The following is a 14,188-nucleotide window of genomic DNA, read 5'->3' on the forward strand; positions in this document are numbered from 1 at the left end:
ACTGCATGGCTTACATATCAATTACCAGAATATGACAATTTTGTAGGAGGAACCCTATGTCAACGACTGTGGAAACACGTGCGGCCGAATTCCGTGACTATGTGAAGAAAATAACCAGCTACACGCAAGCGCTGAACGTTCTTTATTGGGACAAGGCTACACAAGCTCCTCGCAATGGAATGGATGCCCGTTCTGAAATCATCGGGACATTGGCTGGTGAGCAATTCAAGCTAGCGACGTCTAAAGAAATGGAAGCGCTTTTGACAGAGCTGAGTGAGCCATCTGTCCTCGAAACATTGGATGAAATTACCCGTCATAGTGTGCTGGAATGCAAAAAGGAATATGACCGCAACAAGAAAATTCCTGCTGACAGGCATCAGGAGTACGTCGTGCTGACCGCCAAGGCTGAAACGGTGTGGGAAGAAGCTCGTGCCAACAACGACTTTTCCATGTTCCAGCCGTACCTCGAGAAAATCGTGAACTTCCAGCTCGAGTTCATCGAGTATTGGGGTCATGACGGCAAAAACAAGTACAACACCCTCTTGGACATGTATGAGCCTGGCATGACTGTCGATCAGCTCGATCCGATCTTTGCCACCTTGCGCGAGAAAACAGTCAAGCTGGTAAAAGCGATCGCCGACTCCCCGAACAAGCCAGACACATCCTTCTTGACGAAAAACTTCCCAGTAGCAGACCAAGAAGCATTCAGCCGTTATATCCTCGAGAAAATCGGGTACGACTTCAAGTCTGGCCGCATGGATCGCAGTGCGCATCCATTCTGCACCACCTTCAATCCGGGTGATGTCCGCATTACGACGCGCTACGCTGAAAATGATTTCAATTCTGCGCTCTTCAGTTGTATTCACGAGGCTGGCCACGCGATGTACGAGCAGAACATCAATCCAGACCTGCTGTTCACTCCACTGTGCGATGGTACCTCCATGGGGATTCACGAATCCCAATCCCGCTACTGGGAAAACATGGTCGGACGCAGTCTGCCGTTCTGGAATCACTTTTTCGCTGACTTGCAAAAAGCGTTCCCTACCCAATTCGAAGGTGTGTCTGTAGAAGATTTGCATCGTGCGGTTAACGCTGTAACTCCTTCCTTTATCCGGACTGAAGCAGATGAGTTGACGTACAACCTGCATGTCATGATCCGCTACGAAATCGAGAAAGGCTTGATCAATCAAACCATTCAAGTGGCTGATCTGCCAAAAATCTGGAATGAAAAAATGAAAGAATACCTCGGTGTTGAGCCACCGACAGATGCACTGGGTGTGCTTCAGGATGTACACTGGTCAGGCGGAATGATCGGTTACTTCCCTACTTACTCGCTGGGTAATGTGTATGCGGCACAATTCGTCCACGTTATGGAAAATGAGATCAACGGCTACGAAGAGCTGATCGCAAAAGGCGATTTCGCTCCGATACGTGAATGGCTCAAGGAAAAAATCCATCAGTACGGTAAAATGAAGAGCCCTCGTGAACTCGTTCAAGCGATTACAGGCGAAGGCACAAATGCGACTTACTTGATGAATTACCTGGAGAAAAAATACACAGACGTATACAAGCTGTAAGCAGTTATACCTTTGCTATCCAATGTTCTCCCTGCTCAGGGAGGACATTTTCATTTTAAACAGTTACCTTTCGTAACCTACGTACATAAAAGTGCATCCTTCCCCCCGCGGATAAATGCTAGTACACTGCATAATATACATGAGATTCCTATTGTCTTGAAAAAGGAGTGTTATCGATTGGCTATCGATCTAAAAGGAAAAACCGCAATCATTACAGGAGCAGGTAAAGGCATTGGTCGCGCTACTGCAATTGCTTTGGCAAAGGAAGGCGTGAATCTCGGCCTCTTGGCTCGCTCTGAGGAAAATTTGAAGCAAGTAGCCAAGGAAGTTGAAGCATACGGCGTGAAGGTCGCGATTGCGACAGCAGACGTTTCCAACTATGACGACGTCACGACAGCTGTTACCTCTATCAAGAATGAACTGGGTCAAATTGATATCCTGCTCAACAATGCAGGCGTCGCTAAATTCGGTAAATTCCTAGAGCTGGAAACGAGCGAATGGGAACAAATCATCCAAGTCAATCTGATGGGCGTGTATTACGTGACTCGCGCTGTACTCCCTGGCATGATTGACCAAAACTCCGGTGACATTATCAACATCTCCTCCACTGCTGGACAAAAAGGAGCTCCTGTCACCAGCGCGTATAGTGCATCCAAGTTTGGTGTTCTTGGTCTGACTGAATCGTTGGCTCTCGAAGTGCGCAAACACAACATTCGCGTAACGGCGCTTACGCCTAGCACAGTAGCAACCGATATGGCAATTGACTTGGGTCTGACCGACGGAAATCCTGAAAAGACCATGCAACCTGAGGATATTGCTGAGTTCGTGGTTAGTCAGCTGAAGCTGAACAAACGCATCTTTGTGAAATCCGCTGGACTGTGGTCCACCAATCCATAAATATGACATGGCAAAAAAGCGAAAAGAGTCCGTTCGTACAGGCGGATTTCTTTTCGCTTTTTTTTCGAAGTCCCGTGAAACCGCTTTATTTTTGTTCACTTTCTATCCACGATTTCTTCACGCCTTATTCACACCTGCCCAACCAAAAATGCCCTCAACTGGAGTATGATGAACATGTAAAACATTTCCACAAAGTGGAGGGTATCCTTATGATACAAATGCTGTCGAATTGGTTGTGGGGTAATGAAGAACAAGAAGTCGTTCCATTCGAGACGAAAAGATACGTCCGGAATGAAATGGAGCAATTCACGTTCAATGAGCCACAGCAAGTGCTGCCGTATCCGCTTCCCCAGTTATAAGATCCAATACTTGATCCAATATAACCTGAAGCTGCCGAATCTGGCAGCTTTTTTTGCTCCTTTCTGAAAGCGCTCACTGATGTGCTACAATGTGGTAAACAGGAGGGGTTTGCTTTGGTAGAGTTCACAGAGAAATGGTTACCCACATACATTCGCCGCGATTTGGCGGTTTTATTTTGCGGTATCAATCCAGGACGTATATCGGCTACGACGGGTTTCCACTACGCCAATCCAGCCAACCTGTTTTGGCGCGGATTGTACGAAGGCGGCCTGACACCTCACAAGCTCTTGCCCGAGGAAACCGCTACCCTCTTAGACTACAACTATGGTATTACCGATCTGGTCTCACGCCCTACCCGCTCCGCAACAGACCTTCGTAACGAGGATTATGCCACAGGTGCAGAGCAGTTCGTCCAAATGATTCAGACTTACCGGCCTCGTGTCATTTGTTTTAACGGCATTACTGCTTTTCGTCACGCGACCGGACAAAAAAAAGAAGCAATTTCACTGGCGCTGCAGCCAATCAGGTACTTTGGGACAGAAGATTGGTCTGGCAGCTATGTGTTTGTCGTCCCGTCTACCAGTGGGGCTAACGCATCTTTTACACGTGAGGAACGAATCGCCAAGTTTACTGAGCTAAGTCATTTTTTACGCGAGATGAATTGGCACCCGCTTCCCTTGCCTGCTGAGTAGATCCTTCAGTGTCAACCACTCCTCTTCTTCCGTACAATACTTGTAGCTCTGTACGCAAGGAGGGGCATCAGCAGTGGACGATCTCATCAAAAAAATCCAGAACAGATACGACATGACTGTTCTGCATCACAAAACCATTCGGGATACATCCAAATCACTCGTCATTTACTTGGAAACAACCAATGGCAAATTCATCGGAAAGGCTTTCCCTCTGCAAAAGGAACGTTTACATTTCATTCTGAATGCAGAAGCGCATTTGCGCCAAAACGGCGTACTCATCCCCGACATTCAACGAACCAAAAATAATAAGCGTTACATAACTCATAATGAAAATCTTTTCGTTCTCCACCGAAGGCTATCCTGGCCAAATATTGCGTATAATTCCCCTTTTCGAATGGAACGGATCGGCACGGTATTAGGCAAATTTCATGTGAGGTCACTCGGTTTTTCCTCCAAGCATGGCAACCTTTACAATGGCGCAGAAAAATGGTCCGTGGAATACAAGACAGATTTAGCTGCCCTTGAGAAGTGGGAGCTTCGACATGCCGGGAAGACTGATCAAAAATACACTGCGATCGCGGAATACCTTCCTTTTTTTAAACAAGCCGGGATCACAGCCAAGGAACACTTGATATCCGCTCCATACTTCTCGAAATGGAAAAAAGAACTCCTGAGCAACCACTTTCTCTGTCACGGCGATTTTAACAATGGGAATTTGCTCGTCAGTAATCAAAGAATTGCGATCATTGACTGGGATGACGTTCGTTACGATTTTCCGTCCAAAGACATTGCCCGTGTTCTATCCCTTGCTATGCGAAAAAATGAACAGTGGAACGAGGAATTGTTCTCTCATATAATGCGTGGCTATCTCCAAGAAAATCCCCTATCGATTGAGCAACTGCATTTGCTCTTTGTCGATCTCGCTTTCCCGCATATCATTGAACGTTTTTTACGCAAAAAGCTGTACGCCCAGATGAGCCTTGCTGAGATTCAACAGTTTTGCAATCGGGAAGCTCTCAAGACCGCCTTTATGTTAGACGAAATGAAGGCCCATGTATATTAGACACAAGGCTATAGCCTGTCTATACACATAGGCCTTCCCTATTTAACTGGCGTATACCGTTAAGTCCGGGCCAGCTTCACCAATGAGCTTTGCTGACGCGTATAGTGAATGAGCTCTGCCGCCATCTCGTAATAATTGAAAGGTGTAATCAGATAGATGCCATTGAAGTAACGAACGGCCGTGTCGACCAATTCCTTCGCGATTGCGATTCCTTCCTGTCGGGCGGCTTCTCCCTGTACCTTTTTCATCCGTTCGAGAGCCTCTGTCGACAGCTTGATTCCCGGCACTTCATTATGCAGGAACTCCGCATTGCGCGAGCTGGTCAGCGGCATGATCCCGATAAAGACAGGAATGCCGATGTGCTTCGTCGCCTCGTACACATTCCGAATGGACTCTGCATCGTACACAGGCTGTGTCATAATGTAGTCCGCACCTGCCTCGACCTTCTTTTCCAAGCGGGCAACGGCAGCATCCATATTTCGGACATTCGGATTAAAGGCTGCGCCCACAATAAACTGGGCTTTTTGCTTTAACGGACGTCCTGAGAACGAAACACCTTCGTTCAACTGCTTCACCATGCGAATCAGATCAAACGAGGTCACATCAAATACCGAGCTGGCACCTGGCAAGTCACCAAAGCGTGATGGATCGCCAGTAATCACCAATATTTGGTCAATCCCCAATGCGTGCAGCCCCATTAAATGCGATTGCTGTCCAATGAGATTGCGGTCCCGGCAAGCAATGTGCAAGAGCGGATCGATTCCATGTCTGCTCTTCATGAGGGCCCCGAGAGCCATGTTGCTCATACGCACTGTCGCCAACGAGTTATCCGCCAACGTAATGGCGTCTGCTCCTGCTTTGTGCAGCTCGCAGCATCCGTGGAGAAACTGGTCTGCATCCAGATCACGCGGAGGATCAAATTCAACAATGATCGTCGTTGCTGTTTTTACGCGCTCGACAATGCTTGGTTTCTCCCTCTCCCTCGTGTTCTGCACAGAAACCGAAGGACGATCTCCAGCTACGATGGTTGGATTCACACGCGCTTGCGGCTCAAGTGACTCAAGTGCATCCGCAATCGCCTTCACATGTGCAGGTGTGGTTCCGCAGCATCCGCCAATCAACCGTACCCCTTGCTCACGCAAGCGAAGCGCACTCTGTCCAAAATATTCAGGTGATGATTTAAAAGCGTATTCTCCGTCAGTCATCCCCAGACGCCCCGCATTCGGGAATACGGATAAGAGTGCATCTTCTGGAATTACTGTATTTTCAAACGAACGAAGTAATTCAGCGGGACCAAGGCGACAGTTTAGTCCGATCACGTCAGCACCTGCGGCTTTCAGCTTGGAAAAAGCATCTGTCAGAGCGTAGCCATCACGTGTGCGCCCTACTTCCAAAGTAGCTAACTGTGCGATTACAGGTACATCTGTGAGCGGGCGGATTACCTCGATCGCCAGAAGCAGCTCCTCCAAGTCCACGAACGTCTCCAGAATCAGTCCATCTACGCCAGCATGCAATAGAGCAATCGCCTGTTCCTCATATTGGTCACGGTATTCATCCAAAACCTTTTTCTTCACCCGTCCAGCCAAAATCGATCCGATGCTCCCAGCCACATAAGCATCATCCTGAGCAGCTTCCCGTGCAATGGCGACTGCGAGCCGATTAATCCGCGCAACCTTATGCTCTAGACCGTAACGGCTCAATGCATCGCGGTTGGCAGAATACGTATTTGTCTCTAGGAAACGTGCACCGGCCTGATAGTAGGACGTATGAACTTCATGTACCAAACGAGGGTTGGATAAACACAGCTCCTCAAAGCTGACACCAACTGGGACGCCCAGCCCGTGCAGCTGGGTCGCCATCGCTCCATCTCCGACTAGAAGGTTGTCTTTCAAATAGGCTCGTAAATCTTTCTTTCTCGTCGTCAACTCAATCCCTTCTCTCCCATATTCATTTATCTTTAAACTTCAAAAATAGATGGACCTGCGTTGAAATAACGTGCTTCAGGGTGAGCAAATACCATCGCCGATACGGAAGCTTCTGGCTCCATCATGAAGCCCTCTGTCAGCTGAACGCCGATATCCTCTGGACGCAACAGACGGAATAACTGCGCCTGATCTTCCAGATTCGGGCAAGCAGGGTAACCGAAGGATACACGAATGCCCTGATATCTAGCACCGAAGCGCTCGAGCATCGTCATCTCAACCGGATCCGATATACCCCACACGTCGCGCATGACGTGGTGAATTCGCTCAGCAAATGCCTCTGCCAGCTCCAATGCCAAGGCTTGGAGGACATGGGAGCGCAAGTAGTCACCACGCTCTTTTAGCTCTGTAGATTTTTCGCGAATCCCTCCCCCAGCCGTTACGGTCAGGAATCCAACATAGTCCATTTCCTTGCTCTCCACTGGTCGCAAGAAGTCGGACAGGCAAAGATGAGGTTCTTCCAGCTGACGCGGGAACGAAAAGCGCTCCAGCAGCTTGCTGTGGTCTTTTGGATCATAGACCAAAATATCGTTGCCATCTGACTGAGCCGGGAAGAACTGATACACACCGTGTGTCGTAATGGTTCCTTTTTGCTTCGCTTCATTTAATAGCTCTTCCACAATGCCGTACAGTTCCAGTACCTTGTCGTCGCCTGCCTCTATCAATCTATCTACATTTCCGCGAACACCGAGGTGTTTTCCGAGGAGCATCCGCAGGTTCAAATACGGCTGCAAATGGCTGAGCGGATATTGTCGCAAAACATGTCGTTCACAATCGGGCGGCAGATGGATCGGAACGGTTCTGCTGATGGCTGAGCGAGCAGGCACTGGTGCTTTTTTCTCCTCAACAACAGGCTGAGCCGTTGCAACTGCTTCCAGCAGATGCTGCTGTTCTTCTACCAAGCGATCACGTTCATCCGGATTTTGTAGACGATTCACGAGGTCCAGACCATCCATGGCATCTTTTGCGTATAAAACAATTCCACGGTATTCTGGTGCGATCCGGTTCGATGTGAACTTGCGCGTTAACGCCGCACCGCCAACCATCATCGGGATATCAATGCCTGCCTCACGCAGGTCTTGTGCAGTAATGACCATTTGCTGCGCGGATTTCACCAAGAGTCCAGAGAGACCGATGGCATCCGGCTTTTCTTCTCTGCATGCGGCAATCAGTTGCTCTGGCGGTACCTTGATCCCCAGGTTCACGACATTGTAGCCGTTGTTTGACAAAATAATTTCCACGAGGTTTTTTCCGATGTCGTGTACATCGCCCTTGACTGTCGCCAACAAGATTTTCCCCTTGGCAGCGGCATCGCTTTTTTCCATGAATGGCTCTAAAAACGAAACGGATGCCTTCATAACTTCTGCGCTCTGCAATACTTCTGCCACGATCAGCTGGTTGCCGTTGAACAGGCGACCGACCTCTTCCATCCCAGTCATCAACGGACCGTTGATGATCTCGAGCGGTGCGTATTTATCCATAGCCAGCTTCAAGTCTTCCACTAGACCATCCTTGGAGCCTTCGACTACATAACGGGCCAAGCGTTCTTCGAGCGTTAACGAGGAGACTTCCACACTGACTTCCTTTTTCTTTTGGCGATAAAATTCGGTGAAGGCCGCCAAGGTCTCATCATTTGTCTCGAATAGAAGGGCTTCTGCCAGCTTTTTCTCGTCTTCTGGAATCGAAGCGTAGCGCTCCAGCTTTTCCGTGTTGACGATGGCGTAATCAAGCCCTGCGAGAGTGGTGTGGTACAAGAAGACCGCATTCAGCACTTCCCGACCTGCAGCAGGCAAGCCGAAGGAAACGTTACTGACACCCAGGATCGTCTTGCAAGCAGGCATTGCTTGTTTGATTAAACGAATTCCTTCTACGGTTTCCAATGCAGAGCCGATGTATTGTTCATCCCCCGTCCCTACTGGAAAGACGAGTGGATCGAAAATAATATCCTGTGGCTTTATTCCATACTGGTTGACAAGAATGTCGTACGAGCGTTGCGCGACCTCCAGCTTCTTTTCGCGAGTGATAGCCATACCCGCTTCCTCAATCGTTCCAACGACAACGGAGGCACCGAACTTGTGAATAAGCGGAACGACTTCCTCAAATCGCTCCAACCCGTCTTCCAGGTTGATCGAGTTGAGAATGGCCTTCCCTTGCGAGTAACGAAGTCCCAGCCCCATGACCTTGGCATCTGTCGAGTCGATCATGAGGGGCGCTTTTACTTTTTTCACGATGAACTGTAGGAATTTTTCCATATCTTCGTATTCATCACGGTCGGGATCAGCCAAGCATATATCGATGACATGTGCGCCGCGCTTTACTTGGGCCCGGGCAATATCAGATGCTTCTTCATAGTGACCAGCTGCAATCATTTCACGGAATTTTTTGGAACCGATGACATTGGTCCTCTCCCCTACTAGCAGGGGACGATTGTCATCTTCGACGTAAACGACCTCGATCCCGGAGACCGCGCTCAGCGGTTCTACAGCTGCACTGCGAGGCTTGCAGTCTTTCAATGCTTCTGCCATCGCTTGAATATGGTCAGGCGTTGTTCCGCAGCAACCGCCAGCGACGTTTATCCAGCCTTGTTCAGCGAATGCCAGCATTTTCGAGGCAAGTCCTTGTGGCGTTTCATGGTAATGACCGTTCTCATCTGGCAAGCCTGCGTTCGGATAACAACTGACCGCACATTGGGCAATTCCCGACAATGTCCGCAGATGATCACGCATGAACTCTGGTCCTGTCGCACAGTTCAGACCAATAGAGACTGGCTTTATATGTTCCAAGGAGATGTAAAACGCCTCGATGTTTTGGCCAGCAAGCGTCGTGCCCATCGGCTCAATCGTACCTGACAGCATCACTGGGATCTCCTGTCCAAGCTCTTCAAAAGCTTTGCGAATCCCAATTCCACCGGCCTTAACGTTCAACGTATCTTGCGAGGTTTCCAAAAGAAGAACATCGGAGCCACCGAGAATCAGACCTTTTGCCTGACGATAATACGCCTCGACCAGTTCTTCAAAAGTGACACCGCCTGTCAACGAAAGGGTTTTGGTCGTAGGTCCCATTGCACCAGCTACAAAACGCGGCCACTCCTCCGTGGAATAGGCATCCACCGCTTCTCTGGCCAAGCGTGCTGCCGCTATATTGATCTCAAGGTCTTTCTCTGGCACATCGTACTCGGCTAAAACGATGGAAGCAGCACCAAACGTATTTGTTTCGACGATGTCTGCTCCCGCCTCTAAATATTTCTCATGAATGGAACGGATCACATCTGGTCTGGTCAAGTTCAAGAGTTCATTACAGCCATCATAGGCTTCACCGCCGAAATCATCAGCAGTCAGGTTCGCCTGTTGAAGCATGGTGCCCATTGCACCATCCAGAATCAGAATTTTCCGGGAAAGCTGTTCGCGAAAAGTTGGTTTCATTGACGTGCCCCTTTTCTCCCTTGCATCGGCTTATTCTCTGTAATTAGGTAAATAAAATCAAAAAATCCTCTTCTTTGAAAGAAGAGGATTTGTCAGCAGATACGAAAACGCCTGAGACATCCTCTTATCTTTCAAAGCACGTAGCTTTGCTGGAATTGGCACCGGATTTTTACCGGTTGCCGAGGCTTCATCAGGCCAGTCCCTCTGCCTCTCTGGATAAGAGTCGTACACTTGTCATTTAGTTGTATTGTGAAATGTCTTGAATGTTTGCAAGTATCTTAACACCCCCTTTGTCTCCCCGTCAATTGTGAATTGTCTATTTTTTACTGAGCCTCTTCTCTTACACGCCCATTTTTGCCTAAGCTGGGCATCCGCCCAGTCCAATATCGGCATTCGTGTATAGACTGGAGTATAACGGAAAGGAGGGGAAACAAAGATGAGTACATCTTTCTGCGGGAACGGATTCTTCGGTGACTGCTTCGCAATCGTGCTCGTGCTGTTTATCCTGTTGGTTATTATCGGGTGCTCGTGTGACGACTGTTAGATAAGTGTTTAAGAAAGGCTATCCCAAAAGCCATCAGGAATGGCTGCGGGATAGCCTTTTTTTCGTTTTAGTCGGCGATGATCTTGCCTGTCACGGCATCAAGGGCCATAAATTTGTTCGCAAGCTTTTCCTCACTCCACGGCACATACGCCAGCTTCGGTTGAGGTAATTTTTGCCCATCCACATCTTTCATCAAATAGACCAGCTTCAAAGGCATGACGCGTAAATACTCCTCAACAGCCTTATCTTTCGAGATGATCTTGTCGGATGCTGGAAGCTCCACCAACTCGTGCGTCTCTCTGTAGTTATCAAACTTTGTCACTTTGCCCGTAGACGGATCGACCGTTACCGAATAAGCCGCTTTTTGCTCGCGATCCTGTACAGGAATGCCATCCTTGCTCAGGAAAAATCTGAATTCCCATTCGCCCGATGACACAGGACTCGCTTCGCCTGGCTGTATAACTTGTGCCAATTGTACTTCTTTTACACCTGGATCGACGTATTTATGCAGAAAGGCGAATGCAGCCTCTTCCGCTTGCTGGCGTTTGACTGTCACTGCAGCATTGGAACGCGGTGTTCCCAGCCCGACGACACTGCCTGTTTCTGCGATAACTTCTACGCCGATATACTTGTCATTTTTATCATACCAGACGTATTTCTTGCGTCCATCGCGCTCACGTTCACTCTCTCTGTAGGTCAAGCCTTCTACCTGTACGCCGAACTCTGCTTGCAGCAGTGCTTTTGCCTCATCCTTGGAGCGAACCTTGACGTATTCTTTCGGAGATTCGATTGGATGTGCTTTCTTCGTATTCAACTGATCATAGGCAAGCCCGTTATCTCCCGTTCCATACACAATCTTGCCACTGGTCGCGTCGATATGCCACTCCGTACCATCTTCACGTCCTCGTTGCATGAAGGAAACAGCTGGCGTGTACTCCAGAATAGGCTGCCACTTCTCTCCTTGTTTTGATTCTGGCCGTATTCTCGGATTCTGCACGTATCGAAGCTTCATATGCTCACTCAGCTCTTTGATGGCTACCTCTTCTGACACAGCAGTCGATACATCTGGATATCGTGACGGCTCGAATGATACGGGCTCCTTCCTGAAATATTGGACATGGCCAGAGTCAGTTGTTACTATGCTTATTTCATCAGACAACACTGGCAGCCCGTTATAGTATCGCAAGTACAATCCTGGATTGTTGGCGTCCAACAACCGATAGTTCTCGCTATCAGCCCCGAGCAGTTTGTTCAGAAACTGTCGCTCTTGCTCCAAGGCTTTTGCTCCTTCTGCTTCTTTCCGGCTCGCTGCTTCCTTTTTATCCCTATACAGAAGCATATACGATTCCAGTGCTTGACCATTTCCATAGATCGCAAGAGAAACTTGATGCCCCTCCTTGTTCATTTTCCCCAAGATTACTAACATGCCATCGTGGTTCTTCTCTTTATCCAACAGAAGAAGGGAGGGGTTCAAATCGGGCACGGCATCTGTCAGCTTGGTGAAAAAGGCTTGTTCACTCTTGTTCAATCGCCCGAAAAATGTGACTTGCTCATGCTGGTCAATTCCAACTGACAATACGTCGAACGGAACTCGCTGGCCGTTTTCCATACGTTGATAATTCACGCTCATCCATGGGCCTTTTACCTTATACTCGTCCGTATAGATCTGAGTCTCGACGAGCTGATAGGTCTTACTTTCCTCCCCCAAAAAAGCTTGAAGAAATGCGCTTGCTGCTTTCTCCGCAGTCTTGGCTGATGGCAATTTCTCTTCCTTCTGTTCTCCTCGATCACCATCAATTGTAAAGCTCTCAATTTGTCCTGTCTGTATATCATATGCAACCTTGGCACGAGCATTATCGCCTTCCAATAACGTTAGATTACTGAATCCATAGCTTGTACGATCCACTCTTATTGTCATCTTACTCAAGGCTGGGATCGCCTTTTTCAATGGTAAAATTGCCTCCTCCGGCGACACCTTTACACTGTTCGGATTTGCCTCTTTATTGTTTGTTTTCGTAGCAGTTGTAGCAATCGCATTCGTTACATTTTTGCCATTTGGCAACTGTGGAAACCAGCCTTGTTGGTGCATGCCCACAGCAGTTACCGCCAAGCACGCTGCCAGCGAGCCAGCTACAAAAATTCGGTTTCGATTCTTGTGTTTATTCTGTGCAATCGCACCTCTGATCCGTAATTCCATCTCTTTTGTAAACCTCACTTCCTCCACAGATTCCTCACTTGCACTCCGTACCACTTCGCGAATTTGCTTATCTACATCCATTCCAATCCCTCCTTTTCACACAATGCCTTAAAATGTTTTCGGGCCCGTGACAATTGGGTTCGTACGGCATCTTCTGAAATATCCAGCACTTGCGCAATCTCTCTTATCGACAAATCTTCATAGTAATGAAGTACCATGACTTTTCGGTACAGCGGCGAGAGCTTCATCACCTGCTCCGCTATCTGTACCTTGCTCATTCGTCCGATGACAGCCGATTCAACATTTGCAGTGTCGACCTTTTCTGGCGGTGCCTCCTCTTTGGAGAGGTATGTAGAAAAAATCTGGCGAAAGGACCACGAACGCAAATATTTACGGGACTCGTTGATCGCGATTCGGTAAAGCCACGTTTTCACGCTACTCTGATGACGGAACTGATCCAAACCCCGATACGCCTTCAGGAACACTTCCTGGGTGATATCTTCCGCGATTCCCCGATCCTTGACGATCAAGTAGGCGAGCTGCACGATGTTGTCTCCGTACTCGCTCATGAGTCTCGTCAGCTTCTCCTCATTGGTCAATTGCAGCGTCCAGTCCGCTTCGCTACTTTTGGCACTTGCATTCACGCGCTGTTCACCTCCTTGTTTCGTGTTGATATGTATTTGATCCAACTGGCTTATTTTTGTGACAAGAATATCCAATTATTTTTTCCATAATCCTTTTCCCTTCTTCCACTGCTGCACTCCGTTGCGTTGCTTTCATTGTCAGCGCACATTGCTTTTGCTATCATGAGGCTTATTGTAGAGCGAAAGGAACGAGATGACATGGATGACTTGCAAGCACGAGAAAAAGACAAATTTCTGTCCTGTTTGGAGACCATAAAAGAACTATCCAAATCCGAATTTGAAACCTATTCCATCGTTAAGAATACAGAAACCGGGGAACATTATCTCCATTATTTTTTGTCCCACATTAACTTGTCCGAGGGAGGCAGAAGAGACGATTACGATCACTTCCTGCCGATTGAATCCGACGATATTTTAGGGATTATGTTTGGCGAGCAAGCGTACCAGTTCCCTGAAAACTGGCGCTCCGCTTATTTGCGCAGTGGTAACGACAATCGATTGATCCCGTTCGATCCATCTGAAAATTACGATCTGGACGAGGCCGCTGCTGCCGAGCTGGCTATGCTCGAAAAGCTGGAACAGTACAAAGAGCAAATGATGAACGCGGATAACCTCAGCGCGGAAGAAAGGGAAGAGCTGACCAAGCAGTATTTCGCGGAATTAGATAAGATTTTGAAAAAACCGGAACAGTGAGTTGCATCCTGACGGTTAATACAGCTATAATTCTAGAGAAACAAACGAATCGTTGATGAGGAAAGTACTCCTTGTGCGAGGCTGTAGCGAGTCGGGGACGGTGTGAGCCCGATGCCA

At 48.3% G+C, this 14,188-nt stretch carries 11 protein-coding genes, 1 riboswitch and 1 other annotated feature (1 of these 13 cut by a window edge); of the genes, 7 read left to right on the forward strand and 4 right to left on the reverse strand.

The genetic code is table 11. The annotated features are described in order from the left end of the window. Positions 1–56: 56 nt before the first annotated feature. The 5 genes from HP399_RS19650 to HP399_RS19670 all read left to right on the forward strand — a co-directional run bounded on the left by HP399_RS19650 (position 57) and on the right by HP399_RS19670 (position 4,589). Positions 57–1,577: a carboxypeptidase M32 gene (locus HP399_RS19650; RefSeq protein WP_173620309.1), complete on the forward strand. Its 1,521-nt coding sequence runs from the start codon at positions 57–59 to the stop codon at positions 1,575–1,577. 177 nt (positions 1,578–1,754) lie between these two features. Next, on the forward strand, positions 1,755–2,474 hold the full coding sequence (locus tag HP399_RS19655; protein ID WP_048032431.1) for a 3-ketoacyl-ACP reductase: 720 nt from the start codon (positions 1,755–1,757) through the stop codon (positions 2,472–2,474). Between the two features lie 209 nt (positions 2,475–2,683). Continuing rightward, entirely contained in the window at positions 2,684–2,833 is a 150-nt protein-coding gene (locus HP399_RS19660) for a hypothetical protein (protein WP_016739809.1), read from the forward strand. Between the two features lie 114 nt (positions 2,834–2,947). Continuing rightward, the gene (locus tag HP399_RS19665) at positions 2,948–3,526 is read left to right on the forward strand and encodes a mismatch-specific DNA-glycosylase (protein WP_173620310.1); all 579 of its coding nucleotides are present in this window, start codon (positions 2,948–2,950) and stop codon (positions 3,524–3,526) included. Positions 3,527–3,599: 73 nt separating this feature from the next. Beyond that, a complete protein-coding gene (locus HP399_RS19670) occupies positions 3,600–4,589 on the forward strand; it encodes a phosphotransferase (RefSeq protein ID WP_173620311.1) in 990 nt (329 codons plus the stop codon). Between the two features lie 59 nt (positions 4,590–4,648). Here HP399_RS19670 and HP399_RS19675 read toward each other — a convergent pair whose 3' ends face one another. Together HP399_RS19675 and metH are read right to left on the reverse strand one after the other, a co-directional pair. After that, the gene (locus HP399_RS19675; RefSeq protein ID WP_173620312.1) at positions 4,649–6,514 is read right to left on the reverse strand and encodes a bifunctional homocysteine S-methyltransferase/methylenetetrahydrofolate reductase; all 1,866 of its coding nucleotides are present in this window, start codon (positions 6,512–6,514) and stop codon (positions 4,649–4,651) included. Between the two features lie 32 nt (positions 6,515–6,546). Then, positions 6,547–9,993: a methionine synthase gene (gene metH, locus HP399_RS19680; RefSeq protein WP_173620313.1), complete on the reverse strand. Its 3,447-nt coding sequence runs from the start codon at positions 9,991–9,993 to the stop codon at positions 6,547–6,549. Positions 9,994–10,114: 121 nt separating this feature from the next. Further along, a riboswitch (SAM riboswitch) is annotated at positions 10,115–10,216 on the reverse strand. 213 nt (positions 10,217–10,429) lie between these two features. On the opposite strand from metH, the gene HP399_RS19685 reads away from it, so the two are divergent. After that, entirely contained in the window at positions 10,430–10,537 is a 108-nt protein-coding gene (locus tag HP399_RS19685; protein ID WP_007724452.1) for a YjcZ family sporulation protein, read from the forward strand. 67 nt (positions 10,538–10,604) lie between these two features. On the opposite strand, the gene HP399_RS19690 is transcribed toward HP399_RS19685, so the two are convergent. Both HP399_RS19690 and HP399_RS19695 read right to left on the reverse strand, forming a co-directional pair. After that, the gene (locus HP399_RS19690) at positions 10,605–12,815 is read right to left on the reverse strand and encodes a YcdB/YcdC domain-containing protein (protein WP_173620314.1); all 2,211 of its coding nucleotides are present in this window, start codon (positions 12,813–12,815) and stop codon (positions 10,605–10,607) included. Further along, complete coding sequence (locus HP399_RS19695) at positions 12,806–13,378, reverse strand: sigma-70 family RNA polymerase sigma factor (RefSeq protein ID WP_173620315.1); 573 nt, start codon at positions 13,376–13,378, stop codon at positions 12,806–12,808. Before HP399_RS19695 ends, HP399_RS19690 begins: the two co-directional genes overlap by 10 nt. A 198-nt stretch (positions 13,379–13,576) precedes the next feature. Here HP399_RS19695 and HP399_RS19700 point away from each other — a divergent pair, with 198 nt between their 5' ends. Beyond that, complete coding sequence (locus HP399_RS19700) at positions 13,577–14,071, forward strand: hypothetical protein (RefSeq protein ID WP_173620316.1); 495 nt, start codon at positions 13,577–13,579, stop codon at positions 14,069–14,071. Positions 14,072–14,114: 43 nt separating this feature from the next. Beyond that, positions 14,115–14,188, forward strand: a binding site (T-box leader) (it continues 190 nt past the right edge of the window).

Origin of the sequence: Brevibacillus sp. DP1.3A (genome assembly GCF_013284245.2) — a bacterium.
GTDB lineage: Bacteria > Bacillota > Bacilli > Brevibacillales > Brevibacillaceae > Brevibacillus.

What these genes read in the sequence shown, in the direction of transcription:
- HP399_RS19650 (WP_173620309.1), top strand. Translation starts at nt 57, where the DNA reads ATGTCAACGACTGTGGAAACACGTGCGGCCGAATTCCGTGACTATGTG.
- HP399_RS19660 (WP_016739809.1), top strand. Translation starts at nt 2,684, where the DNA reads ATGATACAAATGCTGTCGAATTGGTTGTGGGGTAATGAAGAACAAGAA.
- metH (WP_173620313.1), bottom strand. Translation starts at nt 9,993, where the DNA reads ATGAAACCAACTTTTCGCGAACAGCTTTCCCGGAAAATTCTGATTCTG.
- HP399_RS19685 (WP_007724452.1), top strand. Translation starts at nt 10,430, where the DNA reads ATGAGTACATCTTTCTGCGGGAACGGATTCTTCGGTGACTGCTTCGCA.
- HP399_RS19690 (WP_173620314.1), bottom strand. Translation starts at nt 12,815, where the DNA reads ATGGATGTAGATAAGCAAATTCGCGAAGTGGTACGGAGTGCAAGTGAG.
- HP399_RS19700 (WP_173620316.1), top strand. Translation starts at nt 13,577, where the DNA reads ATGGATGACTTGCAAGCACGAGAAAAAGACAAATTTCTGTCCTGTTTG.